Source organism: Vibrio nereis NBRC 15637, from assembly GCF_001591105.1.
Taxonomy (GTDB): Bacteria; Pseudomonadota; Gammaproteobacteria; order Enterobacterales; family Vibrionaceae; genus Vibrio; species Vibrio nereis.
Genome location: NZ_BCUD01000011.1, coordinates 100,115 through 125,226 on the forward strand (window position 1 = coordinate 100,115; position 25,112 = coordinate 125,226).

Consider the following 25,112-nt stretch of genomic DNA (forward strand, 5'->3'; position numbering starts at 1 on the left):
TGCGTTATATCCTCCAGGCTTTAGTAATAAGTAACTGGATATCTCAGCCCCATTTTAGTTTGTTGCGCTTTGAGACAACTCGCGCAGCAAAGGAAACGCCTGTCTCACTTGGTCGCCAGTCACCACAAAACCTGTGAATTGTTTGCAGAGGTTTTCTGCTTTCGCAACCATTCCCGATGGCGTCATGTGTACCTGCCAAGACGACGTCGGCTCAAAGCCCCCTGATAACTGGATCGGATAAGTCGGAGTTTTTACTTTGATCATCATTGGTGGTAATACCAATTGTGCATCTTGCCCTAGCAACTGCTTCGCCAACACATTGGCACTCAGCACGATAGGTTGCAGGTATGGCATCATTCGACCTTGTATTTCCGCACAATCTCCCAAAGCAAATACATCCTTGACCGACGTTTTCAGACACTGATCAACCGCAATCCCCTTGCCAACGTCGATGCCTGCCGAAGCAGCCAGTTTGGTGTTAGATCTTAGTCCAGCAGCAGAAATCACAGCATCAACGTGGTATTCACACCCATCGTTGAGCGTGACCACAAGCGTTTGATTGATCCTGTTGACAGCCTGAACGCTATTGCTGGTTGCCAAATGCACGCCTTGCTGTTGGAGTTGGTTTTCTAATGGTACTGCCACAAATTCAGGGATCAGGTTTGCCATTAAATGCGTATTGGGTTCAACCACGGTGACGCTCTTACCACTATTTGCAAGATCCATGGCAATCTCTACTCCTATCAAACCGCCGCCTATGACTAAGACGCGCTTGGCCAAACTGAGTTGGTTTTCTGCTGATTGATATTCAATCCGTGAATTCAACGTTAAGACCTCTGCGACCGCGTTGCCATGCATGGGGGGAACAAACGCCTTCGCTCCTGTTGCAAACACCAGCTTGGAGTAAGGATAGTAACGCCCATTCGCGACCACTTGATTGGTCTGAGCTTCGACACGTTCGATAAGGGTGTTGGCGTGCAAAGTAATCTTGTGCTCATCGGCGAACGCCTCGCCACTTTTTATCACTAAATCGGTCGCGGTTTGCTGTTTGCTAAACACATGACTCAAATCGGGTTTGTTGTATTCCGCGCCATCATCGGCCGTAAAAATCTGTATTGGGATCGTAGGGTCCATACGACGCACGGTTTTCACCAATTGATAAGCCGCAAAACCACTGCCAATGATTACGATAGGTGCTGTCATGACGGACTCCTTACGCTTGATACTCGACAAACACATCTTTGCCCAAATGACACTCTGGGCATAAGAAGTAATCCGGCACATCGCTCCACACCGTACCCGGTTCTATTCCTTGATTGGGCTCTCCTTGGGCTGGGTCATATACCCAGTTACATACGGTACATACCATGCACTGACAACCCGCAGGGTGAGCAGCTTCACTGTTGGATGAATCTTGCGCCACGGAATGTTCCACTTGAGGCTGTGGAGACAATCCAAAATGACTTGGCGTACTTGCAAGTGCTTTATTCGACCACAATTTCGCAATGTTCTGGCCATGTTCACGGCATTCGCGCATGGCTTTACCATCAGGACGCCATTTGGTTTTTAAACTGATCGCGGTTTCGAACCCTGCATCTGTCAAACGAGCATGAATGCGGTCTACCGCACCACCATTCCAGCCGTAACTCCCAAAAGCAGCCGCTTTTTTGCCTTTAAATCTCAGGCCCGTGATCTCTTCCAGCATGCCCGCTATTTTCGGCATCATGACGTTATTCATGGTTGAAGAACCGACCAGAATACCTTTCGAACGAAATACATTCGCGAGATGAACAACACCCTCGCCTTGAAGCGATTGCTCGCGCAGGTGATGTCGTACGCTTTCCCTCAGACAGCAGTTTGCCCGACCCTTACGATGGGCTGATCCCTAACCATGAAGAAAAGTTGCATGTCCACTCCTGTATTGGTCTGCCGCTGTTAATCGATGACCAATTAATTGGCGCGATCACCATTGACGCCTTCGATCCAAACCAGTTTGAACGATTAAAAAACCACGAATTACGTTTTATTAGCGCACTTGCCGCTGGTGGATTACATACCGCCTTACTGCTAGAACAGTTGGAAACGCAACCAAATATGCCCCGTGAGGCTTACGCGGAACAACGCACATTAAGTAATGAGATAATCGGTAATTCGGCGGGTATGTGTGCTTTGCAAGAACAGATTAATGCCGTTGCGGATACTGAGTTATCGGTACTGGTTATGGGTGAAACAGGAGTGGGTAAAGAGTTGGTCGCCAGTGCCATTCACCACCGCTCTAGCAGGGCAGCCAACACCTTGGTTTATCTGAACTGCGCAGCTTTGCCAGAATCCGTAGCGGAAAGTGAATTATTTGGTCATATCAAGGGCGCATTTACCGGGGCAATCAGCAATCGAAAAGGCAAATTCGAGCAAGCGGATGGCGGTACTCTGTTCTTAGATGAAGTTGGTGAACTTTCATTAGAACTGCAAGCAAAGCTACTTCGTGCACTCCAATATGGTGATATTCAACGCGTGGGAGATGATCGCCATATTCGTGTGAATACTCGTATTGTTGCCGCCACAAACCGTGTCTTGCATGAAGAAGTCAAAGCGGGGAGATTTCGCGCTGACTTGTATCATCGCCTGAGTGTGTTCCCTCTTCATGTGCCTCCACTAAGAGAACGTGAAGAAGATGTCGTTTTGCTGGCGGGCTTTTTTGCCGAGCAAGTAAGAAGTAAGCTGGGTCTAAATAGTATTCGCCTCTCTCCGACTTTGGTACAGATGCTGAAAGACTACACTTGGCCAGGTAACGTACGTGAGTTAGAACACGTCATTAAACGGGCCAGTGTATTGGCAAAAGCGAGAGCACAATCCCTAGATATTGAGTTGATAGAGCGCGACTTTGATATTCACACGCCAACCCAAAACGCGGTAATAACCGAGCAAGACAGTAAAGCTGATAGCTTTGAGTTTTCTGATCTGGGTCTAAAACAAGCTACTGATGAATTCCAAAAGGCGATCATCCTAAAAGCCTTAGAGCAAAACCAAGGCAACTGGTCGGCGACAGCTCGGCAGTTAGAGCTAGACAACGGCAACTTACATCGGTTAGCCAAGCGATTAGAATTAAAATAGTGCGACTAGACGCTGCTAAGCGCAGCGCACATTGACTAGATGCATCAACAAAAGAGCAGCCTAACCACTGCTCTTTTTAACTCCCCGTATAATTGTGCCTAACGGAAATTTGCTCAGTCATTTATGACACCTTAAACTTCGCCACTAATTGCCCCAACTCCCCGGCAAGACGCGCGATTTCATTACTTGAGCTGCTTGTTTCATTCGCCGCAACAGCATTGACTTCCGCAACGTGTTTTACGTTCACCACATTTTTGTTGATATCTTCAGCGACAATACTCTGCTGCTCTGCGGCGCTGGCAATTTGCATATTCATATCGCTGATCACGCTGATTGCATGGGTAATGGCTTGTAGCGCCGTACTGGCTCCTGTCGCCTGCTCGACACAGTTTTCGGCCTGAACTTTGCCCTCGTTCATTGCTTCTACCGTATTTTTCGTACCGGTTTGCAACTGTTCAATGATCGATTGAATCTCAGACGTTGAGCCCTGCGTTCTCTCAGCTAAAGACCGCACTTCGTCAGCCACGACCGCAAAGCCCCTGCCTTGCTCTCCTGCTCTGGCGGCTTCAATTGCTGCGTTTAACGCTAGCAAATTGGTTTGTTCCGCAATCTCTCGGATGACTTCTAGAATAGTACTGATATTCATTACTTCCTGCTGGACTTCATCAAGCTTCAGAGAGGAATGGTTAACGCTGGCAGACAGCGAATTAATAGATGAAATAGTTTGCTCAATCACAACTCCGCCTGTTTTTGCTTCCTGATCGGCTTGGGTTGCCGCATCTGAAGCTTTCGAAGCACTATTGGCAACATCATGAACGGTGGTCGCCATTTCGTTCATGGCTGCTGCCACCATCTCCGTCTCAGTTTCTTGACGTTCTATGCCTTTAGAAGTTTGCTCCGTTACTGTAGCCAACTCTTCAGACGCGGAAGCCAGTTCAATACTCGCACTTGAGATAGTCGTGATCATCTGTTTGAGGTGAGTGGCAGTGTCTTGCACTGCTGTTAGAAGTTTGCCCGTTTCATCCTGGGTGTTGGATGTCACCTCAATGGTTAGATCGCCATTCGCCAATTGGTTAGCTGCTTCTACAGCTTTACGTATCGGCCTAGTGATGGTGATAGTCAGCAAGTAAGCGGCAAAAATACCAAGCACTATCGCGATAGCAGATAACGTAAAGGTAAAGAAAATGCTCTTCTCTGTTCGCGCTTTAAGTGCCGAGCCCAAAGCATCTTGATCTTTCATCACCGATAATTTTACATCTTCAGCCTCTTTAGCCACCCTCACCCCGATGACATCAAGCGTATTTTCGATAAATTCGTTGCGCTTAACAATCAAGTCGCGGATGTCGGCCATCGCCATTAAGTAATCTCCATGCGCGCGTGCAAACTCTTGGTACAAATCTCTCCGTTTGGGGTTTTGTAGGCTGGTATCTAAAATTCTCATCTCTTCTTTAACTGACTTTTCCATGTTTTCAACTGCAACATCAAAGTCACTCAGCAAATTGGTTTGCAGAAACTTCACCACATACAAGCGTCCAACCAGCATCTTCTCCTGCACAAGTCCGGCATAATAAGCCGCTTCAACGTCACCATCTTGATAAGCTAATTCAATGATCCCGTCGATCGTTGTCCTCATTTTGTCACCGTTAGGCACCAAACGAGTCTCATCCACTTTATTACGTTCGTTATTCAATTGGACCACTTGATCGAAAGCGTTCTGATAGTCGGCGATTTCACGATCAATCTCTGCGATAAGCGAGGCCCGATCCGGCTGCTGAATTTCTTGTTTTGACTCCGCGAGAAACGCTTTCATTTTAGAGATATAAGCTTCGTACTGCTGCAAATCTCTGTCACTTTTGGTGATCAGGAAGTCTTTTACATTCATGCGAACCATCAGCATGTTCGCCTGTAGTTGCCCAGATAAATTGGTATCACGAGCTAGAGAACGATACTCTTCGATACCTTTTTCTGTGCGCTGAAGTGCCATTATCCCCTCGCCTAATACAAGACCAAGAAGTATCAGTACGACGCCAAAACCCACCCCGATTTTTGTACCTAACCTGAAATTTTTGAACATAAGCATATGCCTCTGAATTCACATAAATTAATTGAATACATTCAGATTAGCAGAGCTAGGTAGAGTAATAGTGAGCAACACCATAAAATCGAACACTTTTTGACCTAAAAACAAAAAGAGCGGCTAGATAGCAGCTCTTTTCCTCACACGCATCAGCTGTGCTGAATTGGCTAATCAGGTACTCCCGCTTCATCTTCTTCTACTATGTCCGTTTCCAAGCTCGCTTCTGCCAGCCACTTTTGCATTGCGGGGCTGTTCAGTTGCTTTTGTTGATAACGTTTTGCTTGTTCTGATAACTCAATGCCATAGGTTTCAAATCTCAACGCCACTGGCGCGTACATTGCGTCTGCGATAGACCATGCGCCGAACAGCCAACCTTCCGGGTGTTGTTCCACCTGCTGTGACCAGATCGCGTCAATACGCGCAATGTCTTTTAATGCACCTTCGCTCAGAGCCACTTTTCTTTTGGCTCGGCAATTCATTGGCATTTCACTGCGCAGCGAACCAAAACCGGAATGCATTTCTGCCGAAATGGCTCTGGCAACCGCTCTTTCTTTGGCGTCTTCAGGCCACGCTTTACCGTGCAAGTAGGTTTCATTCACATACTCTAGAATCGCGAGGGAATCCCATACCGCCAAGCCATCATCCACCAAAGTCGGCACTTTTTCACTTTGCGCAACATCTCGCAGTGTGGTGTAAAAATCGGCGGTAAAAAGTTTGAGCTTAATGATGTCTACTTCTAACCCAAACTGTTCAAAAAGAAGCCACGCGCGCAGTGACCAAGTCGAGTAATTTTGGTTGCCAATATAAAGTTGCATCAACGTCTCCTACGTTTGTCTGAACTATTTTTAGCTTATGCCATTGTTTTGTCGGGAACTAACGGATAGTTTTGATGGGATACATTAATAAAACCGATGGGTAAGAATGGGCTATGGACATTGACGCGCTAAAGAGTTTTTTGGCTTTTGTTGAAACGGGCAGTTTTACCCGCGCGGCGAAGCAAATCAATCGCACCCAATCGGCGTTTAGTGCTCAAATGCGAAAGTTGGAAGAAGAGCTGAGCGTCAATCTATTCGAGAAAGAGGGCCGCAACTTAGTACTAAGCGAAGCCGGGCTGGCATTGCGTACACATGCCCAGCAGCTTGTCGAGCTACACAATAGTGCGATAAAGCAAGTGAAACGTTACGAAGATAAACGCCCTTTTCGTCTCGGTTGCCCTGAAGATTACAATGACAAAATCTTGCCTAAGGTGATTCGCGCACTGCAACAAGCCGAGCCTACTTGCTCTATTCAGGTTTTTAGCCAGCCCAGTGTCACACTTAGAACTTGGCTGGATGAAGGTAAACTAGACGCCGCGATCCTAACCCGTGCACCCAACAGCGAAGAAGGTTACTGGCTGGCAAGCGATACTGGTGTGTGGGTCAGCAGCGAGCAATTTGCACTCGACCTCTCCCGGCCGATACCTGTGGCCCTGTTCCAAACCGACTGCAAATACCACGCCGCAGCGATTGATGGACTGACCAAAAAGGGCTTGGCTTATCAGTTGATCGCCTGCTGCAATACCTCTTCGGCGCTTCGAGCGATTGTAAAAGAAGGGCTAGCTATAGGCGCAATGGGTAGAATCAGCGTAACGGAGGATATGAAGATCATCGACAACATGCCACCACTGCCATCGGTGGATATTGTTTTGGTATCAGGCGTACAATCCCATCCGCTGATGGATAAAGAGTGCTTGAATCAATTGATGGTTCTAACTGCGGCTTAGGCTCTTCCCCCATAAAGAAAGAGCAACAGATTTGTTGCTCTTCGCTTGGTTAACAGTGTTTTTACTAATGAACGGCGTTGAGATCACTGCTCACTCTTCACAACTTGGCAGCAGTTGTTGATACATAGACTCAAATCCTCTTAAAGACACCTCAACTTGCTCAGTTTGATTATCATCACCGCTGAGTGTGACCGTAAGCCGCTCTGCATTTAGAAACTGAGATGTCCTTTGAGCGGGAACCGTCGCCCAGTGTGTGCGTCCTTTTACCCACACGTCCATAGTGAATGCGCTTCCATCATCCAGGTACGCTTGCGCCATATAGCCCACCAGTTGCTCGTTGGGTAACGACTTAAAGAACAGCAAATTGACGCCTTCCGTGGTGCAGCGCAGTGCCACCATATTCGAGCTGATACTCCCCTTCGAATTCGCCACGCCTAATACCACCGCTTTTCCTGTATCAAAACTCGGCGATTCGTAATGTTCCCAATCTTGATAGGTCGCGACCAGCTCCAACCCTGCCAATGCTTGAAACGGCAACAAATACAACAAAGACCAACTAACTAGTTTAAACATGCACTTTTCTTATCTTCTGAATCCAACATAAATGCACCTTACGCTGTATGTTTAAGCGTAAGGTGCTCAACTCGCCAACCATTTCTGGTCACATTTACCCTCTAAGACTTGGGCAACAACACCGCTTCAAAACGCTCTGAATTGTTTAAGAACCCACGCATCACCGCATCTATTTTCTGCTTGCTTGCCTGCTCGTTAGCTCGATAGCGAGCATCAATCAGCCGTGGACTATCAGTCAGCATGTAGCTGGTTTCCATGGCGTCTAACATGCCAAGGTCAGAACGCAGGTAACGATCGATTTGATCGCGTCTTTGAGTCACTTTGTTGTGTAACACTTGCTCATCCGCCCCTTCTCGTGCCACACGTTCTAGTACCTGATGAGTCAAATCCAATAGCTCATCTACTCGGTCAGGTGCACAGGTAAATTGGATTCGACCCTCCGCTTGTGGGCTATCGGCATCTTGCCAAAACCAACTGGTGACGCTGTAGATCCCAGACGCCTGCTCTCTCAATTTCAATCGCAGTTGCTCTTGTACTAGTTCACCTGCCAGCTCTAGGTAGTAGGCGTTATCTGGTCGCCATGCTGACGCTTGTGTCAGATATAGCTCCACCTCTGCACGTGGTTCTTTTGAATCTGGCACGGTTAAGCGCTGGTTTGGCGCTAGCGCTTCAACCACGTAAGCATCACGTGTCTCTGCTCTTACCGCTACAGAAGCCAAATAACGGGCAGCGAGTCTTTCGATTTCAGTTGGCGCGATATCGCCCACCACAAAGTAGGTGTAATCGGTTTTGCTGGAGATATAACGCTGATAGGCGCGGCTGATTTGCTCTGTCGTGAGCTTTGCTAACTCGTCACTGCTCTCGCTGTACACCGTTGGCGTGTTTGGATAGCGAAGCGAAGACACTTGGCGAACAAAACGATCGGCACTGTCTAAACCACTACTGCTGTATTGCAACGACTCGGTTTGGTGTTGCTTGAGAACCTTTTCTGACACCGGGCTGGATTCCAGTTTCATGTGGAATAGCTGCAGCATTTTCTCGAAACTGTCGGTTTTCGCCCAGCCAGAGAAGCCTTGCTGATACTCATCCAAAATCGTGGACATCACCACTGGGTTACCGCGGAAAATCGTTTGAATGTCACTTTGTGACACTTGGCCGATGCCCGTATCGTCCACCAAACTCACCGCAGTTCTTAGCAAGTGATAATCGCTAGCAGGTACAGAACGAACACCACCCGACGTCAGCGCTTTAAAATGTACCTGCCCCGGATTGCTGTCACTGTAGCGATATACCAGCTTACTACCATTGCTCAAGCGGTACTCGGTTAACTTATGCTGAGCCCAGACTTTTTCACGCTTTACTGTACCCGCTTTAGGTTCAATAACTGGTAGCACCGCGTGATGGTTTTCAATCATCCACTCTGGCTGTGGCTGTTTCATCACTTGTCGCCAAAGGCTGGCGAGATCGTCTATGGGCATTGCAGGGTTTCTCTTGTCGACAGGTTGAGTCACCAGCAGCAATCGAGACTGCGGAGCAATGACACGCTTGAAGGCGTGGTTGACCTCATTCACCGTCATCTCGCTGAGAAAGCGTTGGTTAAGCTGGTACTTATCTTGGTTGCTCAACTGTAGCTGGCCACTGGCGGCCGACACCATCAGATCTCCTGCCAAATCAATACTGTACGTTACATCGTCCTGACTGGCTTCGTTGATGCGTGTCAGGCGTGCGATCTCGCCATTGACCTCTTGCTCGCTGAAACCATGCTGATCAATTTGAGCAATGAACGCCATAATCGCTTGTGTGGCTTGCTGATAATTGTCATCAATAAGCTGAAGCGAATACACCGCTTGAGTCGTTTCTCGACCTACGTTTGACGAGTAGAAATTTGCAGAGCTAACAACGTTGGACTCTTGCTGCTCCCAACGTTGCAGGCGCACATTCATCAGGCGTGTGGCGATTTGTTTCGCCAGATCTTGCTGATAACGATTAAGGCTATATTCGGATTGGTAATCCGACAAGAAACTCAGCTCAACCGCCGGTGTTGTGATCCCATCTTCCGAAACCACCTCGCTGCGCCAGTTGCCACTAAGCGGCACGCTATAGTCAACAGGTTCTAGCGGCTCTTGGGGTGCGCGGCTGCTCCCAAGTTTATTCGCGATCAGTTGCTTGATATTCGCGGTATCCACATCGCCGACCACGACAATCGACATATTATCTGGTCGGTACCACTTTTGATAAAAATCCGCCACGCGGTATTTAGACACGTGTTTGATGGTTTCTACGTCTCCAATCGGGTCACGGGTCACGTAACGCGAACCCGCCATTTCAATCGCGCTCTTTTTATCGCCAAGCCTTAACATTGGCCCCAAACGTGCGCGCCACTCTTCTAACACGATCCCTCGCTCAGCATCGAGATCGTCTTTCAGCATGGTGACATTGCTTGCCCAGTCAGCCACCACATCCAGCGCCAGTGACAAGGTTTTCGGGTCATTACTTGGTAAGTTGAGCGTATACACGGTGTTTTCAAAGTCGGTAAATGCGTTGATATCCACGCCAAACTTCATGCCCGCTTTTTCTAGCTCAGTGATCACTTGATTACCTGGGAAATGCTTGGTGCCGTTGAACGCCATGTGCTCGACAATATGCGCGACGCCGCGCTGATCATCGTCTTCATTCATTGAGCCTGCGTTCACCACAAAACGCAGGTAAACCCGCGATTCAGGCACACGATTTTCGGCAATGTAATAGGTAAAGCCATTGTCTAGCTGGCCCACTGCCACATTCGGGTCAAAGCTCAGCTTCGTGACTGGCGGCGGCTGAGTGGTAAGCTGACAGGCGCTGATCATTAGCGCGCTTGCCAGAATAAGTATCTGTTTAATTTTCATGAGAACTTTAGGGATTGAGTGTGTGGACATAGCAAGATTTCGTCTGTGCCGCTGTCGTTACCTTCGCGGTGCGACACTTCGACAACGCGCGTTTCGGACAACTGATCCGCCATCGTGCTTTTTAGTGCGTGATAGCTCTCTGGATCCAGCGCGGACATGGCTTCATCTAGGAACAACCAGTTCGGTTTTTGCACCAAAGCGCGAGCGAGCATGACTTTTTGTAACTCACCACCAGAAAGACTTTGCTGCCAGTTCATGACGGTATTTAGCTTATCTGACAATGATTCGATACCCGCGTCGCACAAAGCAGACACCAACTGTTGGTCCGAAGTACTTTCGTTGCCCGCAGGGTAAAGCAAGATCTCGCGCAGTGTGCTGTTCGGCAAGTACGGTTTTTGAGGGATAAACATACACTCACTATCGTCAGGCATGCTGATTTCCCCTTGATGATATGGCCACAAGCCCGCCAGTGAACGAATAAAAGTACTCTTACCGCCACCCGATACCCCTTTGATGGTGATGCTCTGCATGATCGCACCGCTTTGCTGGGTAAGCAGTGACTGCTGAGACGGGGAATACAGGTCCAGATCTCGCCACTGTGGCTGATGCGACGCTTGCACCGGATTTGTCGTTGGTAACTTCTCTAGCTGACAGTGGAAAGTGATCAAACGATCGGTCACCGCGCGCCAATCCGCCAGCTGTTCATAAGAATCAACAAACCAGCTAAACGCTTCTTGCACGCGGTAAAAACCTGTCGCGGTTTGCATCATATCACCCAACTGAAGCGCGCCACTCATTAGACGAGGTGAAGCAACTAAATATGGGAATATACGCGCGACTTCGTTATAGCCGCTGGTAAAGGCACCATATTTCATCTTCATACCCGTCAGTTGTTGCCAGTTATCCCAAACTTTGCCAAACAAACCTTGAGTGCGCATCTGCTCTGCACTTTCGCCACGCTGCATCGCGATGGATTCAGCATGTTCACGCACACGCATTAGGTGAAAACGAAAATCCGCTTCGCTTTTCTCTTGCTCAAAGTTTAGCGGAACCAAGCGCTTGGCAATTTTATGTGTCAGCCAGGTACCAATGATCGAGTAAACGATCGCCACCCATACCATGTAACCTGGGATCACCCATTCACTCCCCGCAAATTCAAAGCTCAAGCTGCCAGATAGGTTCCACAGAATCACCACAAACGAGAACAAGCTGGTCACAGTACGCAGCAACCCCAACCCCATTGATAAGGTTTGGTCACAGAAGTCTTTCACATCTTGAGAAATTCTCTGGTCTGGGTTATCGCTTTCTGGGTAAGCCAGTTGATGGCGATAAAGCCGTTTCCCACCCAACCATTTTTGCAAAAAGGCGTGCGTTAGCCACCTGCGCCAACGAATGCGTAGTGTGCGTCTTAAATACTCTTCCGCTAAGTCGATAAAGGTATACACCGCCATGATCAATACAAACTGGCTGAGCATATTCCAAAAGTTTTGCCACTCTTGGTTTTGCATTAAGTTGAAGAAATCGCGGTTCCAGTTGCTGTAGAGCACTGCCACTTCGACAATCAGGTAGTTGAGGCCCACAACCAGACCGAGCAACAACCAGGCAATGTGTTTCTCATTGCTGCGCCAGTAAGGGTGTGCCAGCGACCACACTTGGGCAAGAAAGCTTTTGTCACGCAAAGCTAACGGAGATGGGTTAGACATAGTTCACCAAAAACAATAAATAACCAGCAGCGTCAGACACTGCTGGTTAAACAAAAGAAAAAGGGTTTAGTTAGAATTCGTAGCCGAGCTCTAGCCAGAACTCACGACCTGGAGAGTAGATACCGTAGTCACCTTTAATACCCTTCTGACGAACTTTATTCAGCACGTTCAGCACATCCGCCTGTAGGTAAACATTGTGAGTGCCGACCAAGTTTGGTTGCCAGCGTAAGCGCGTATCCCACTGAGTATGGGTGCCGAAGTCATAGCTCTTGTGCATGTCGTAGCCGTTCGCCGATTCCATGGTGTAGTCATAACCTTCAACAGGCGCTTTCACGTACACCTTGTTCGACCAAACCACGTCGTAAGATGGCACGTTCATATCCAAACCTAAACGCACGATCCATTCTTCTGTGCTGCTATTCACCGCTTGTTCCATCTCTTTGCGTGACATCAGCTTGCCATCGAGATAAACCAATTCGTTTGGATTGAGACCTTTTTGAAGATTTGCTCTTTCAGTCGTTAACCAATCCGCACCAACTGTGGCCGTCCAAAGTGTCGGGCCAAGCGACCATGGTTTAATATTGCTTGCTTGGAGGGTGTACACATCCACTTTGTAGCTCGAACCATTGGCGTAAGAGTCCACTTTTTGGCCAGCCATTTCATCTTGCTTAACAACAATGCGCTTTTTGTTGTCGCGAAGAACGTATTGTGCCGACAAAGCAAAATTGCCGACGTTTTGGTGCATACCGACACTCAGCTCATCCGCAAACGGGGTATCAAGCGCGTCGATGGTTTCGTAACGTCGGGTATGGTCATCATTAAGTTTGAGCACTTCTCCGGCTAGTTTCATTGAGGCAAAAGAACGACCGTAATAGCGGTTTAAACCGAAGTTAAGGCGCGTATCAGGCAAAGCTTGCCAAGTCGTCACAAAACGCGGCGCAACATTGGTGTTTTCTAGGAAATCATCCCGATCGACACGAACACCCGTACGCACAGTGACACTGTTCCAGTGCATAAGATCTTCAGCATAGAATGAATAGTCGCGATAGCTGGTATCAACCGAGCCTTTGCGTGTGATCTTCGTGTCATTCATCAGCTCCCAATCACCCATTGTCATGATGATTTTTTGATCTACAGTATTATCACGGTTGAAATCATACTGAGTATGGCGATACGCTGCCCCCAAAGAAAACTGGTGCGCCGTGTTGGCAAAAGTCATACGGTCAAAGGCGTAGTCGAGCATCAGGTTGGTGTTTTCCTGCACAGCCTGGCTATTGCCGTAGCCACCTTGTTCATAATTGGAGTTCGTCTCTACATCGATAATGACCACTGCACTGTTTGATGAAGACTCGCGCTCATCAGAGAATTTGTCGTAAGCGGCCGTCGCACTTAGCTCACCGTCACCCAATCGCTGTGTCCACTTCAGCGTCGAACCATACGCAATGTGGCTATCTGTCACGTCACCATTGATGCTATCAGCGTGATATTTGCCTTCTTGGTAGTCAGACAAACGAAAGCCCAGCTCTAGAGTGCGGTCGACATCTGGCGTCCAGTTGAAGTTCGCCAAAAAGTTGTCCGAACGGCGTGTGTGGTTTTGCTTATCGGTATCCCCTTTAGGATTGATCATACGCGTTTGCTGAATGTCCGAGTCTCGGCGACTAAAGCCAAGCACCATACCAATGTCATCGGTGATCGCCTGCTCTGTCATTACGCTAAAGAACTGCTTCTTGTAGACAGGCTGGAAGGTCGCACCAAATCCCGTCGGAACCGCGTTTTCGACCACTTGCTTTGCTGCTGGGTCTACCTGCATTGACGCCCAGTCAGAGCGTGTGGTTCGGTAGCTCATTTTCACGCGGTTTTCACCACTGTACTGACGGGTTTCTGCGACCACCGCTCCTCCCGTGAAACCACCTAAACGCGCAGGCACATCACTGCTGTAAACCGTCACTCCAGACAATAAATTGGCATCAAAAAAGTAGGCTTGCTCTGAGCTACGGTTTGGGTTTACCCCCATGGAACCATCAAATAACGCGCCTGATGGGTCGAAATCGTTGTTTACGTTAATACCATCCACCATGTAGGCGGTTTGATCCGAATCAGCACCGTTGATCGAGACAGACAGAGGCTTGATCTCACCACCCGCAAAGCCATCTTGATCGCTCTCTGCAAAACGTACATTTGGGTTTTCTTTCAGATAATCACTTAGGTTGCCATTTGCGCTGGGTGTATCGCGAATATCTTCAGAATCAATGATTTGTTTAGATAAGGTTTGGTCTTCTCTGCTTTCGGTAATAGTCACTGTTAAGTCAGATGAGGATGGCTCCGAATCGGCATACGCATGAGAGATAGAACAAATAGAGGCAATCGCCACTGCAAGAATCGTTTTGTTATTATTGGGCATTTTTATAAACACAAGTGATAATGATTATCATCAATGTTATCACCAAAATATTTATCTAGTAAATCCCACAAACTCCATACATAACTAACACTTACGCCAATATTTCCGCCTTCGAAGTTAATGAAATGTAATATTCACATACTCAATAATAACGGGCTGATACTCGCCACCCCAGTAATACCAACGCATAAATGACAATAAATATCATTTGGAATAAAATATGGGGCAGCGTTAAAGCGAAACAAATTTAAAACAACTTAAGTTTGCTATTTTTTATTTATTTTTAAGTAACCGTTTACTCACACATAATTGACCAATAAACAACCAGAGTTAGAGAACTAAAATAAAAATCTAACTTAATGGATATAAATCAATAACTTATAAAGTAAACCATAATTATTCGGTGAAATGGCTTTATTTGTAAGTAAAAACGATTATCATTCACAACCTTATTTGTGCCCTGTTGTGAAACTCAATGACCCATTTCATATCAAACCAATACAAATTATACCTCGCATTTATCATTTGTTTTTTTGTACTACCAAAAGAGACATTGGCAGCACCAAGCTCTGTAGAAGTGCTCAACAGAGAAGCCGAACGTGTTTCGCTGAACGCCTCAACGCAAGAAAAAGTGGAAATCATTGACGACCAAATTCTGCAAGCTAAAGAGCAAGCCAGAACACTTGAACACGATATTCGTCTGCAGTCGAAGTACCAGGAGAGACTCACCAAACAACTCGCTCAACTTTCTCTTGCGTTTGATGATTTGGAATCTGAATTAAACAAAGTTAGGCAAATTAAAGTTCGTCTTTCCCCACTTCTGGATGACATGCTTAATGGCCTGCGTGAGTTGATTGCGGCAGATCTCCCATTCCACCTTGACCAGCGGCTGGAAAGAGTAAACCAGTTGCAAATCGCGCTTGAAAACCCAACGCTGAACCAGGCACAAAAATTAGAGCGCATACTGATCGCTTACCAAACTGAGATTGGTTATGGCAACCGCGTAGAGTCATGGCAAGGCCGGCTAGATAACACACAAGAAGTCATCTTTCTTAGTGTCGGGCGTATCGGCTACTACTATTTGACCCTCGATCATAGCAGCAGCGCAGTCTGGCAATTAGGAAAAGGCTGGGTATCGCTCTCTGAGCAACAAACGCGTGAGCTATCCACCGCAGTTACGCAAACCAACAATGGTCAAGCCCCGTCAATAATCACTGTGCCAAAGGCGATTTAACCACCATGAAAACTTCTTCTCTAACGCCTTTTCTGAAAGGCATTTTTACGTGTGCATTGCTATTTTCAGCCGTCGGTTATGCCAAGAACTTAGAGCAAGTGTTGGATGGCCTTGAACAATCTGGCCAAGCCAAAGTAGCGGCTTACAAGCAGTTAGAACATTCGAAACAAATCGGACTGCAAGAAGTACAGAAAATCATCCAGCAACGTGAAGATCAGCTCGAAAAGCTGAACGAAAAAAACCGAGACCTAGAGGATCAACTGTTGCAACTGCAGCAAAAGTTTTTGGAGAAGCAACAGCAAGTTGAGCGTAGCAAAGACGAAATCAAAGCAGTCATCGAGCTAACGAGTGCCCAGCAGGAGTTGTTCGTTGCCAACGGTAGACAGCTCAGCACATGGAATTTAATCACCATCCCTAGCGCAATCGATAAAGAAGCATTTGAGATCGCAACGGTACGCCAACTTTGGTTAAACATGGCTGAGCAACTGGTCAAAGCTGGACAAGTTCTGACTGCTCCGGGAGAAATTGTACTGCCAGATGGCCGTATCGAAACCAAAGATATCATCCATGTTGGGCCGTTCAGTCAGTATTCTCCAGACTACGGCTGGTTAGTGTTCCAACCATCAAGACAGAGTTGGACACCACTCGCCCCTCAACCTGATTTAGCACCCAGTGAGTCTAGCTGGATCCTCGACCCTACTTTTGGGGCTGGATTTGAACAATTCGCACACCATCGTAATTGGTTTGAGCAATACAGACCTGCGGGCCTGATTGGGTTGTTGATAGCTCTCGTCGCGATTATCGGTTTATCTGTTGGCACTGTGAGGCTATGCCAGTTAGCCAAAGAAAAAAGAATGGTAGACCGACAAACCGTGCAGCTTGATGCGTTATCCGATCTCAATATCTTAGGCCGAGTACTGATCGATCTGACGTCCAGCCAACACGCGAAACAAATAGAAGATGTGGTGGACGCAAGTGTCAGCCGAGAACTGCCATGGCTCAACAAAGGCGTGGGCACACTTGCCGTACTTGCCGCCATCGCACCACTAATGGGACTGCTTGGTACGGTCGGCGGAATGATAGAAACCTTTAGCGTTATCACGGCTCAAGGCGTCACAGATAGCGATCTGCTTTCGGGTGGTATTGCAGAAGCGTTACTGACGACTAAGCTCGGCCTAATGGTGGCGATTCCTCTGCTTATCTTCCACTGCTTAATCAAAAGTAAAGCTCAAGCTTTGGCTGAGATCATCGAACAACAGGTGTCTGGATTGGTCGTACAAATGCGTTATGGAAAAGCGGCCGAATGCTAAGTGTCCTCAACGTTTCCTCACTGCCTGATTCAAACCCCGTTTTGTGGGCGATTGGGATCTGCTCCTTACTTCTATGGGGGCTGATCATTCAAAGTTACTGGCGCATCTATCAACTTCGCAAAGCGAGTATTGCCCAACAGTTTCTTAGCCAAGGCGATGGTTACTTACCGCTGGCGCCCAGCTTAGTCGGTATGTTGCACTTACGCTGGCAGAGTGAGGTAAAGCTGTATTTAGGGCAAGGTGGGAATGAAACGAAGTTGCTCATTCGCTTACTCCCTATGCTGGGTTTGCTCGGAACCGTGGATGGTATGGTTGATTGCTTTGCCAACCTCACCCAATCGAATGTGCTCGAAGCGGTATCGAGTGGCATCAGCCAAGCAATGTTAACCACGCTCGCGGGACTGTTGGCCGCGTTATCAGGGATGTATTTCTCTTATCACCTGCAAAGGCAACAACAATCGTTTATTAGACAATTTACTCACGAGTTAGAAACACATGAAGATAAAAACATTCGTTGATAAAGATGACTCGCCGCAAGTTGACCTTACTCCGCTCATCGACGTGGTCTTTATCTTATTAATTTTTTTCATTCTATCGGCAAATTTTCAAAAAGAATCGACCATCCAAGTTGACCGACCGAGTGCGAGTTCTGCTTCTGTGCAATCAGAAGTGACAACCTTGACCGTCAGCATCGATAACGCCCAAGCTATCTGGTTTAACGGTAAAACCGTCAGCCTAAGTGAGCTGCAATTTCAGCTTAAGGCGAAGCTCACCCAAGACACTCACTCCAATGCGATCATCAATGCCGACCAACACCTAGACACTGGCACACTCATTAGCGTTATTGATGCCGTGCGCTTATCTGGAATATCCAATGTTGCTATCGCTACCCAAGATAAATAAACCTCAATGGTTCGTGATTATTGGCTTGTCTATTGCTGTCAATTTGAGCCTTATCGCCTTGCTGAATAACCTGATTGCGCCGTCAAACTTCACCCCGAAGACGGCCTATTCGCCTATTTATTTGCAAAGTGCCTCAGCCACCAAAGAGCAGCCAAAGCCAGAAACGGTTAAGCCACTGGTGGCCTCAACCGCACCTAGCTCTGCCCCCAGCCAGCCCGCCATGGTTGATTTTTCTCTACCGAAGCTGGATAGCCTAGTTACCTTGCCTGACGTCGTGTTTACACCAGACAAAAGCGTCGACATTACGCCAAGTTTGAGCTTTGAATTTTCCGCTCAAGGAATTCAACAAGGTAGCCAGTTTCAAACCCAAACGGTAATGGCAAAACCCACCTATCAGATCCCGCCGAAATATCCGGCCAAAGCCAAACGGAATGGCATTGAGGGCTATATCGTGCTGGCGCTCCTGATCAATCAACAGGGTGAAGCAGAACAACACAAAGTGGTGGATGAGTCACCACGAGGCGTATTTTTGCGCTCTTCTCTTCGATCTGTGATGCGCTGGAAGTTTGTGCCTCCACAGAGTGGTGAACAATGGCAACAAATCACATTAAATTACAACTTGGAGAACTAGCAGATGCAAAAAACGTTACTACTTTGCTTATCTCTGGTCTGTTTCCCCGTATTTTCTCAGATCGACCTAGATGTAATTGAACGTTTCCAACAATTAAGTCGTTGGTTAGAAAGAGAGGAAGCAGATTTAAAACCATTTGCTCGTTTCTATACACAACACCAAGGACAAGGGCCGGCAACCGAAGAGATCACCACCAGCCTTTATCTTCAGGCCTGCGTAAAATTTGAGGACTACCACTGTGCGCTCAAACTCGCAGAGGAGTTGCTGGCGCTGACAAACGAAGAGGATAAAATTCTTCAACTGCTTACACTGGGTGTTCAACTGAACTACCAAACCAAGCAGTTTCAGCAAGCACTCAAATATATGAATAAATGGGAGCAGTCACGCACTCGGTTCACTGGTCGCACTCTGGCACCACCCGTGACCAAGAAACAACTGGCGGAGCTGTATACCATTGCCGCCTACAGTGCGAATCAGCTAGAACGTTGGCAAACGTCAGAGCGCTACATTAAGCTCGCGTTAAACCAAGTCGCGACCAAAAGCCGCTATTTATTCCAACTTGCTGTGTATCAGCATGCCCAAGAGCTTCAAAAAGAGCACAAGCTACTTGGCGAACTGACCCAGCGCTACCCAAACGAAGACAAGTTTTGGTTAAGGCTCGCACAAAACAGCATACTGATAAATAAACCCAAACAAGCTATTGCCGCGCTCTCTGTATTGGAAAACCAAAATAAGCTGGATGAAAACCAACGTATTCTGCTCGCGCAATTGCAGATAAGAGAGAATACGCCAGAATCCGCTTACACCACCCTGTCGCAGCATACAGCGTCAGCCAAAAATAGAGACAAGATCAACAAGCTAAAACTGCATTCGCTGTTACTTTCAAGGCAGCGTGATAAAGCCATGGCACTGTTAGAGACTCAGGCAATGCCTAACCGTGTTGCCACGCAAGCTCAGCTCGCTTTTGCTGAACAACAATGGCATCAGGCGATCCCATTGTTGGCGCAGCAAATGGCCCTAGAGCCAACACAACCTCGCTGGCGTCTACTCAAAGCAATGGTGCATTTCGAGCTCGATCAATACGCGCAGGCCAAACGCGAGTTCAGTACTTTGCTTGAGGGAAAATACGCGAGCACCGCACAGCAGTGGTTAGAGCAGATCCAATACCTGAGCGATAGTGAATAACATGATTTAGTACGATCAAAAAGAGCAGCTTCATTGCTGCTCTTTTTAGGGGGAAATCATTTTACTCAGAGAGTTCAATCACCAGCTTATTATCTTTCACAACAACATTCGGGCTGGCCGATTTAAGTAACACCGCTTTCACGGTCGAGCCATCCAATTTGTATACTGGCTGCTGCGACAGCGCGTAACCGATCATCGAGACCGCTGGTTTTATCAGCTTCTTCACTTCTGGTGAAAGCACACCACTGTTTTCATCAAAACGCTCTAAACGCAGTGATTTCAAAAAGACTTCACCGGTGTCTTGGTCGTACTTAGGAATTGCACTGAACTCAAGGTCGATGTCCAACCCCATGGTGCTGCTACTCAGCATCTGTACTTCACCGCTGGTATTAGCGAATACAGAAACGCGGTCTTTGTCTGCTCGACCAATTTTCACGTCAAGATCATCCACCGACACTTGCGCGTACATGACGTTTTCAACACCCACAGATTGGTTGAGGTTGGCATTGTCTTGCAAATACTTAGTCATCTGCTGTTCGCTAATGCTGTAGCTCACACAACCACTCAGCACCAAGGCCGACACTGTCAAAATTAGCAATGGCAGTTTTTTTCTTATCATCAAAAATGAACTCTTCTCAATTCCAGTTAAACACGTCAATTTTAGCAGTTTCTTCAGCAAGAGGAACTAGGCAATGATGCCAGCCACGTTTCGTACTAACGTAGCCAGTTCATCCCATTGTTCGTTGTCAATTAACTCCGCCGGGACCATCCATGTACCGCCACACGCAACCACAGATTTTACCGACAGGTAATCTTTGACATTATTCGGCCCTACTCCGCCTGTCGGCATAAATTTCACCGGATAAACGGCCGTCAATGCTTTAAGCATTGGCACGCCACCTGAAGGTTCTGCCGGGAAAAACTTCAGAGTTTTTAACCCCATTTCCATCGCTTGCTCGACTAGGCTCGGGTTATTCACCCCCGGAATAATTGGTACATTTCTTTGCTGACAGTAAGTGACCGTTGTCGGGTTAAGACCAGGACTTACCACAAAATCAACACCCGCGTATATCGCTTGGTCTACTTGCTCTGTGGTAAGAACCGTGCCAGCGCCAATTAACATATCTGGGTAGGCGTCACGAATGTTTTTGATCGACTGCAGTGCCGCCTCTGTTCTAAACGTAATTTCGGCACAAGGTAAACCGTTATCAATGAGAACCTGCGCCAACTTTACTGCTTTACTCGCATCTTTGATTGCAATGACTGGCACTACCTGAATTTCTGTCAGGAGTTCATCTAGATTTTTCATTTTTATCCCTTTTACTTTCTACACGGCTGATTAACAAACCGTGGGGTCATAATGGCAATGTTTACGTCATCGTGACGTTAACAAAGCACTAAGCAAGGCTCAAAGTGCTTCATATTAACGGTATCTGCTCGTCTTGACTGGTAAGCACATTTAGGCTGGATCCGTAAACGTGACGTCTTTATAACTCCAATCAAATTTCTCACATAGACGAACTAATTCTTTCTCATCCGATTGGGTCTGTGTGACTAACCAGTTCAGCAGATCGTCCGTAATTGGCGAACGTCGCTTTTGGTAACAATAATATTGCCAATCGCTGTGTTGCAGCGCGATATTCTCGGGGCATTTTAAAAACTGTCGCTTGATTTCCGGTAGGACTAGCAGCAGATCGGTAACCGTCACACCTTGCCCTGATAAACATGCACTTAAAGCCAAATCTAAACTATAAAAGACCGTATCTCTTCCCTTTTTGACGCCTTTCAGCTCTGCATTTTTCCACCAGAGTTTCCAATCCTGATGATCAAGCGTGGCGTGCAAATGTGGAAGCGATAACAAATCCTCAGTTTGGATATCTTTGTTAGACAAAAGTTCAGCATAAACGGGAGCCATATACTCATGCCTTAAGAAAGTGACTCCCTGCTTGCCTGCGTATCTATCACCTTGACTCGTATTGATGATTAGCAAATCACAATCTTCTGCCTCAAGGACGGGATCTTCTTCAATAGACGGAATGATGACGATTTCATGATCTGGGTACTTTTCACTCAACCAAGCTACTTTCGGCATCAGTACTCTGGTTGCATAGCTCAAAGCACTTTTGATGACTATACGACTCTTAGTAGGTGCCTGCCACTGGGCGATTAAAGAGTCTAGGCTAGAGTAATTTTTCCTTAACACCTCGTATAGTTCTTTACCCCTATCACTTAGCTCTATCGAACGGTGCTTTCGTATGACTAAAGATGAAGCCAACTCATTTTCCAGCTGCTTTATCTGCCGGCTAACGGCACTTTGCGTCACATTGAGCTCTTCGGAAGCTTTAGTAAAGCTCATAAGGCGTGCAACAGATTCAAACACTTTAAATGCGTTGTGGGAATAAGGGAGATGACGGTATGGGTACATAGCAGATCTCACATAACTTAAACTCATGTCAGAGTGGCATAAATGTCAATTGAACACCAGTGCATAAATGCTTACCTTAACGTGATAAAGATCATGAGGCAGACAATGAAAAAAATACTCACGCTGGCATTCCCACTCATTATTTCTCAACTCATCGCAATGGCTTTGGTGCTGACTGATGTGTGGATGATGTCACGCCTAAGCGTATCTGCCATAGCAGCCGGTGGTTTGGGCGCTGCAGTCTATTCATTCATCTTCATTGTTGCGGGCAGCACGGTAAGTTGTGTGGCTAACCTTATCGCCATTGCATATGGTCAACGTATCGCACGACCAGAATTCGGCAACCAACAAATCCGACTTGCCGTAAAAGGTGCTGTGCTTCTGTCTGTTTTCCTAACAGTAGTACTGACTTTCAGCTTTACTTTTGTGCCAGATCTACTGGTGTTCTCAGACCAACCTGCAGAACTCACCGCGCCAGCAATGGAGTACGTAGACACGCTAAAATGGGCAATGCTACCGTCACTGCTCCTGCTTGTGCTGCGCGGATTAACCAGTGCTTTCGGCAATGTACGTTCAATCATGGTGATGTCATTGCTGACAGTCGCTTTAAATGTTCCTATCAGTTACGTGCTGGCTTTCCAACTTGAATATGGATTGGCTGGTTTAGGTGCTGGTACATCATTAGCGGCTCTAATCGTGATGATCGGCTACGGGATCTGGGTATTTAAACGTCCTCTATACGCAACTTACGCCCCTTGGTATAACCTTGACGAATATTCACTGAAGTTGATGAATCCTCTGCTTGCCATGGGATTTCCTATTGCATTGGCTGCTCTTCTTGAGCACGGCTTAATTTACGGTGGAACACTGATGGCCGGTACGATTGGCGTGGCAGCCCTGGCACTCCACCAAATTCTATTGCAGTGCTTGAGCTTCACCTGGAACATTAACTTTGGTTTCTCACAAGCGGCAGCTATCTTAGTAGGACAGGATTTTGGTGCGGAAGACTACGAAGGGATTAAGCGTACATCCATTCGCAGTTTTGGTCTGACAACCTTACTCAGTGTGATAATGGCAGGTGGGTTCATGCTTTGGCCTGAGCTAATTGCGGGAGCGTTTAATCTAGATACGAATCTAACCCAACTGTTGATTGCGGTTCTTTGGGTAGTAGCACTTTCGTTTATTGTTGATGCTTGGCAACTTTTAGCGATCAACTTGCTGCGCGGGATGAAGATTGTGGTGTCGCCAACCGCCATGACCGCTATTGGTTACTGGCTGTTTGGTTTACCTGCGGCTTGGCTGCTCATGCAAAAATTTGGACTTGGCGGTATTTGGGCGGGTATTGGAGTTGGCCTCGGTGTAACGGGCATCTTACTGCTTGTGCAGTTGCTGTTCGCCATCAGAAAACATCGCGCTCCAGATTCCCTTGCTGTCGCAGCCAGTTAGCCTTTATCATCTGCGGCTTGACGTTATTAAGAAGCAGCCATGACAGATCTAGAGCTAGAATTTGAACATATTTACTTAGAGGTTCGTGCAGAACGCTGGCAACAAATCGATCGTTTTCTATTTAGTTACTTTTGCTTTCGCGAAGGTTTCCTTACCAAGCATGGAAAACCAGATTGGGAAATGGTACGTGCTAACGCACCCCGCTCCAATCAAGTTCAGGCGATTAAGCAATCAGCGTTAGAGCCTATTGTCCCTTTAGAGGTCGTGGTGGGAGAAATAAAGCGCTATGCTCGCGATGGTTTACTGACCCCAACTAGCCTAAAACGAATCCTAGATTGTTTACTGCACTTTGTGGTGATCACCAAACAAGAGCAAGCCACGTTAAAGCACACAGGGTTAATGCATAACATGCCTAGCAGTTGGTACCACTGCGAGAGCAAAAATCCTTATGCTCGCTTTGATTCTGTCGGGATTAAAATCAGTCACTGATAAAAATAATCAAGCCCGGTCGTTAACCGGGCTTGCCTCATCAACTAGAAGACTTTTCTCTCTAGCATTGGAGCCGATAAGGTAGAGACATAGACGGTGCCATCATGTACCTCGGCTGATGTAGTTTGTGTGTCACCCCAATAATACGCTCTCACGGAGCACGTATCGTATGTCGCTTGTAGATCCGAGTATGGTATCCCAAACATGGTATCCAATTGCCAAGTTTGCGAACCATAGACATCCTTTAAGTCCGGTCGCTTTCTATCAGCGTTTTCAACATACCAATCCTTATCTTGATACGGCTCAAAGACGGTGCAAGATAGCTACAAGTCAAGTATATCAAACGAGGTATGCGCGCCCATCAAAGCATCGAAACTGAATTCATTACCGCCTACAATGGCAGAAGCAGTACCACCCTGTTCTACCTTATCCGGTCCATATAAAAGAGTAGCATAGCCCGCTAACTGGTCATTTCGGTAGTAGAAAAACTCGTAATCGTGATTACTAGACATGGGTACTTTGTCAAATTCGATCTTACCGAATTCATTCACCCTAGATCGGTAAGTTTTACCATTAGCCACAATCTCAAATCGGTCTTCATCCGCCAAAATAAGCTCATTTAGATGATCACCAATTCTCGATACAGTCGCATGAAGCTCGACCTGGTCAGCAGAGTTATCCACTTCTACCCTGAAATTAGCTTGCAGCTGATCAACCGAATAAGAACAAGAGTGCTCTTGCGTGTTACCACAAACCCCTGTCTCAATACTCGGTTTTGAGTCGCTTCCACCACCACCTCCACACCCTGCGAGTAAACCTACTAATGCAAAGTATAACTTATTGTATCTCATACAGCTTTCCTAAACCTTGTTATTAACATGGTTATGTTACTGCAATTGGAAAGGTATAAGTCATTGATTACTTTGAATTGGCTCGAGAGTTATTAAACTTAGACTCATACCATTTTTACAAATTTA

General features: G+C 47.0%; 20 protein-coding genes and 2 pseudogenes. 10 read left to right on the forward strand and 12 right to left on the reverse strand.

What is annotated here, in order from left to right; genetic code table 11:
• Positions 1-54: 54 nt before the first annotated feature.
• Together norW and VNE01S_RS19600 are read right to left on the reverse strand one after the other, a co-directional pair.
• Positions 55-1,203, reverse strand: coding sequence for an NADH:flavorubredoxin reductase NorW (norW, locus tag VNE01S_RS12870; protein ID WP_053393992.1), 1,149 nt, complete (start codon positions 1,201-1,203; stop codon positions 55-57).
• A gap of 10 nt (positions 1,204-1,213) precedes the next feature.
• Positions 1,214-1,786, reverse strand: a pseudogene (locus VNE01S_RS19600) (rubredoxin); the annotation flags it as partial.
• Positions 1,787-1,791: 5 nt separating this feature from the next.
• On the opposite strand from VNE01S_RS19600, the pseudogene norR reads away from it, so the two are divergent.
• Positions 1,792-3,111: pseudogene (norR, locus tag VNE01S_RS12880) on the forward strand (nitric oxide reductase transcriptional regulator NorR); the annotation flags it as partial.
• Positions 3,112-3,232: 121 nt separating this feature from the next.
• On the opposite strand, the gene VNE01S_RS12885 reads toward norR, so the two are convergent.
• Both VNE01S_RS12885 and VNE01S_RS12890 read right to left on the reverse strand, forming a co-directional pair.
• Positions 3,233-5,185, reverse strand: a complete 1,953-nt coding sequence (locus VNE01S_RS12885) for a methyl-accepting chemotaxis protein (protein ID WP_061781646.1) — start codon at positions 5,183-5,185, stop codon at positions 3,233-3,235.
• A gap of 170 nt (positions 5,186-5,355) precedes the next feature.
• Positions 5,356-6,003: a glutathione S-transferase family protein gene (locus VNE01S_RS12890; RefSeq protein WP_053393990.1), complete on the reverse strand. Its 648-nt coding sequence runs from the start codon at positions 6,001-6,003 to the stop codon at positions 5,356-5,358.
• Positions 6,004-6,116: 113 nt separating this feature from the next.
• On the opposite strand from VNE01S_RS12890, the gene VNE01S_RS12895 reads away from it, so the two are divergent.
• The gene (locus VNE01S_RS12895; RefSeq protein WP_053393989.1) at positions 6,117-6,950 is read left to right on the forward strand and encodes a LysR family transcriptional regulator; all 834 of its coding nucleotides are present in this window, start codon (positions 6,117-6,119) and stop codon (positions 6,948-6,950) included.
• Between the two features lie 90 nt (positions 6,951-7,040).
• On the opposite strand, the gene VNE01S_RS12900 is transcribed toward VNE01S_RS12895, so the two are convergent.
• The 4 genes from VNE01S_RS12900 to VNE01S_RS12915 form a co-directional block, all read right to left on the reverse strand.
• Positions 7,041-7,523: a hypothetical protein gene (locus VNE01S_RS12900; protein WP_053393988.1), complete on the reverse strand. Its 483-nt coding sequence runs from the start codon at positions 7,521-7,523 to the stop codon at positions 7,041-7,043.
• A 101-nt stretch (positions 7,524-7,624) separates the two neighbouring features.
• Complete coding sequence (locus VNE01S_RS12905; RefSeq protein ID WP_174522337.1) at positions 7,625-10,408, reverse strand: M16 family metallopeptidase; 2,784 nt, start codon at positions 10,406-10,408, stop codon at positions 7,625-7,627.
• A complete protein-coding gene (locus tag VNE01S_RS12910) occupies positions 10,405-12,111 on the reverse strand; it encodes an ABC transporter ATP-binding protein/permease (RefSeq protein WP_053393987.1) in 1,707 nt (568 codons plus the stop codon). Before VNE01S_RS12910 ends, VNE01S_RS12905 begins: the two co-directional genes overlap by 4 nt.
• A 70-nt stretch (positions 12,112-12,181) precedes the next feature.
• On the reverse strand, positions 12,182-14,512 hold the full coding sequence (locus VNE01S_RS12915; RefSeq protein WP_053393986.1) for a TonB-dependent receptor plug domain-containing protein: 2,331 nt from the start codon (positions 14,510-14,512) through the stop codon (positions 12,182-12,184).
• A gap of 475 nt (positions 14,513-14,987) precedes the next feature.
• On the opposite strand from VNE01S_RS12915, the gene VNE01S_RS12920 reads away from it, so the two are divergent.
• From VNE01S_RS12920 to VNE01S_RS12945, 6 genes are read left to right on the forward strand one after another with little or no spacing between them, the layout of a single operon-like run.
• Positions 14,988-15,746 (forward strand): DUF3450 domain-containing protein, encoded by a 759-nt coding sequence (locus VNE01S_RS12920; RefSeq protein ID WP_053393985.1) that lies wholly within the window; start codon positions 14,988-14,990, stop codon positions 15,744-15,746.
• A gap of 5 nt (positions 15,747-15,751) precedes the next feature.
• The gene (locus VNE01S_RS12925) at positions 15,752-17,056 is read left to right on the forward strand and encodes a MotA/TolQ/ExbB proton channel family protein (RefSeq protein WP_053393984.1); all 1,305 of its coding nucleotides are present in this window, start codon (positions 15,752-15,754) and stop codon (positions 17,054-17,056) included.
• Positions 17,050-17,574, forward strand: coding sequence for a MotA/TolQ/ExbB proton channel family protein (locus VNE01S_RS12930; protein WP_053393983.1), 525 nt, complete (start codon positions 17,050-17,052; stop codon positions 17,572-17,574). The genes VNE01S_RS12925 and VNE01S_RS12930 overlap by 7 nt, the downstream gene beginning before the upstream one ends.
• Positions 17,552-17,959 carry an ExbD/TolR family protein gene (locus tag VNE01S_RS12935; RefSeq protein WP_053393982.1) on the forward strand — a complete coding sequence of 136 codons (408 nt, stop codon included), beginning with the start codon at positions 17,552-17,554 and terminating at the stop codon, positions 17,957-17,959. Before VNE01S_RS12930 ends, VNE01S_RS12935 begins: the two co-directional genes overlap by 23 nt.
• The gene (locus tag VNE01S_RS12940) at positions 17,931-18,590 is read left to right on the forward strand and encodes an energy transducer TonB (RefSeq protein ID WP_053393981.1); all 660 of its coding nucleotides are present in this window, start codon (positions 17,931-17,933) and stop codon (positions 18,588-18,590) included. The genes VNE01S_RS12935 and VNE01S_RS12940 overlap by 29 nt, the downstream gene beginning before the upstream one ends.
• A 3-nt stretch (positions 18,591-18,593) precedes the next feature.
• Positions 18,594-19,775, forward strand: a complete 1,182-nt coding sequence (locus VNE01S_RS12945) for a tetratricopeptide repeat protein (RefSeq protein WP_053393980.1) — start codon at positions 18,594-18,596, stop codon at positions 19,773-19,775.
• 61 nt (positions 19,776-19,836) lie between these two features.
• Here the strand turns inward: VNE01S_RS12945 and VNE01S_RS12950 are convergent, their stop codons facing one another.
• The 3 genes from VNE01S_RS12950 to VNE01S_RS12960 all read right to left on the reverse strand — a co-directional run bounded on the left by VNE01S_RS12950 (position 19,837) and on the right by VNE01S_RS12960 (position 22,200).
• Complete coding sequence (locus VNE01S_RS12950; protein WP_053393979.1) at positions 19,837-20,394, reverse strand: YceB family lipoprotein; 558 nt, start codon at positions 20,392-20,394, stop codon at positions 19,837-19,839.
• A gap of 66 nt (positions 20,395-20,460) precedes the next feature.
• Positions 20,461-21,084: a bifunctional 4-hydroxy-2-oxoglutarate aldolase/2-dehydro-3-deoxy-phosphogluconate aldolase gene (locus VNE01S_RS12955; RefSeq protein WP_053393978.1), complete on the reverse strand. Its 624-nt coding sequence runs from the start codon at positions 21,082-21,084 to the stop codon at positions 20,461-20,463.
• Positions 21,085-21,234: 150 nt separating this feature from the next.
• The gene (locus VNE01S_RS12960; protein ID WP_053393977.1) at positions 21,235-22,200 is read right to left on the reverse strand and encodes a LysR family transcriptional regulator; all 966 of its coding nucleotides are present in this window, start codon (positions 22,198-22,200) and stop codon (positions 21,235-21,237) included.
• A gap of 105 nt (positions 22,201-22,305) precedes the next feature.
• On the opposite strand from VNE01S_RS12960, the gene VNE01S_RS12965 reads away from it, so the two are divergent.
• The gene (locus VNE01S_RS12965) at positions 22,306-23,646 is read left to right on the forward strand and encodes an MATE family efflux transporter (RefSeq protein WP_053393976.1); all 1,341 of its coding nucleotides are present in this window, start codon (positions 22,306-22,308) and stop codon (positions 23,644-23,646) included.
• Between the two features lie 39 nt (positions 23,647-23,685).
• Positions 23,686-24,135: a hypothetical protein gene (locus VNE01S_RS12970; RefSeq protein ID WP_053393975.1), complete on the forward strand. Its 450-nt coding sequence runs from the start codon at positions 23,686-23,688 to the stop codon at positions 24,133-24,135.
• A 323-nt stretch (positions 24,136-24,458) separates the two neighbouring features.
• Here VNE01S_RS12970 and VNE01S_RS12975 read toward each other — a convergent pair whose 3' ends face one another.
• Positions 24,459-24,986, reverse strand: coding sequence for a hypothetical protein (locus VNE01S_RS12975; protein WP_053393974.1), 528 nt, complete (start codon positions 24,984-24,986; stop codon positions 24,459-24,461).
• Positions 24,987-25,112: the final 126 nt, after the last annotated feature.

Excerpts from the sequence above, each read along its gene's own strand:
- norW (WP_053393992.1), bottom strand. The coding sequence starts at position 1,203 with ATGACAGCACCTATCGTAATCATTGGCAGTGGTTTTGCGGCTTATCAA.
- VNE01S_RS12885 (WP_061781646.1), bottom strand. The coding sequence starts at position 5,185 with ATGTTCAAAAATTTCAGGTTAGGTACAAAAATCGGGGTGGGTTTTGGC.
- VNE01S_RS12890 (WP_053393990.1), bottom strand. The coding sequence starts at position 6,003 with ATGCAACTTTATATTGGCAACCAAAATTACTCGACTTGGTCACTGCGC.
- VNE01S_RS12895 (WP_053393989.1), top strand. The coding sequence starts at position 6,117 with ATGGACATTGACGCGCTAAAGAGTTTTTTGGCTTTTGTTGAAACGGGC.
- VNE01S_RS12900 (WP_053393988.1), bottom strand. The coding sequence starts at position 7,523 with ATGTTTAAACTAGTTAGTTGGTCTTTGTTGTATTTGTTGCCGTTTCAA.
- VNE01S_RS12905 (WP_174522337.1), bottom strand. The coding sequence starts at position 10,408 with ATGAAAATTAAACAGATACTTATTCTGGCAAGCGCGCTAATGATCAGC.
- VNE01S_RS12910 (WP_053393987.1), bottom strand. The coding sequence starts at position 12,111 with ATGTCTAACCCATCTCCGTTAGCTTTGCGTGACAAAAGCTTTCTTGCC.
- VNE01S_RS12915 (WP_053393986.1), bottom strand. The coding sequence starts at position 14,512 with ATGCCCAATAATAACAAAACGATTCTTGCAGTGGCGATTGCCTCTATT.
- VNE01S_RS12920 (WP_053393985.1), top strand. The coding sequence starts at position 14,988 with ATGACCCATTTCATATCAAACCAATACAAATTATACCTCGCATTTATC.
- VNE01S_RS12925 (WP_053393984.1), top strand. The coding sequence starts at position 15,752 with ATGAAAACTTCTTCTCTAACGCCTTTTCTGAAAGGCATTTTTACGTGT.
- VNE01S_RS12930 (WP_053393983.1), top strand. The coding sequence starts at position 17,050 with ATGCTAAGTGTCCTCAACGTTTCCTCACTGCCTGATTCAAACCCCGTT.
- VNE01S_RS12935 (WP_053393982.1), top strand. The coding sequence starts at position 17,552 with ATGAAGATAAAAACATTCGTTGATAAAGATGACTCGCCGCAAGTTGAC.
- VNE01S_RS12940 (WP_053393981.1), top strand. The coding sequence starts at position 17,931 with ATGTTGCTATCGCTACCCAAGATAAATAAACCTCAATGGTTCGTGATT.
- VNE01S_RS12945 (WP_053393980.1), top strand. The coding sequence starts at position 18,594 with ATGCAAAAAACGTTACTACTTTGCTTATCTCTGGTCTGTTTCCCCGTA.
- VNE01S_RS12950 (WP_053393979.1), bottom strand. The coding sequence starts at position 20,394 with ATGATAAGAAAAAAACTGCCATTGCTAATTTTGACAGTGTCGGCCTTG.
- VNE01S_RS12955 (WP_053393978.1), bottom strand. The coding sequence starts at position 21,084 with ATGAAAAATCTAGATGAACTCCTGACAGAAATTCAGGTAGTGCCAGTC.
- VNE01S_RS12960 (WP_053393977.1), bottom strand. The coding sequence starts at position 22,200 with ATGTACCCATACCGTCATCTCCCTTATTCCCACAACGCATTTAAAGTG.
- VNE01S_RS12965 (WP_053393976.1), top strand. The coding sequence starts at position 22,306 with ATGAAAAAAATACTCACGCTGGCATTCCCACTCATTATTTCTCAACTC.
- VNE01S_RS12970 (WP_053393975.1), top strand. The coding sequence starts at position 23,686 with ATGACAGATCTAGAGCTAGAATTTGAACATATTTACTTAGAGGTTCGT.
- VNE01S_RS12975 (WP_053393974.1), bottom strand. The coding sequence starts at position 24,986 with ATGAGATACAATAAGTTATACTTTGCATTAGTAGGTTTACTCGCAGGG.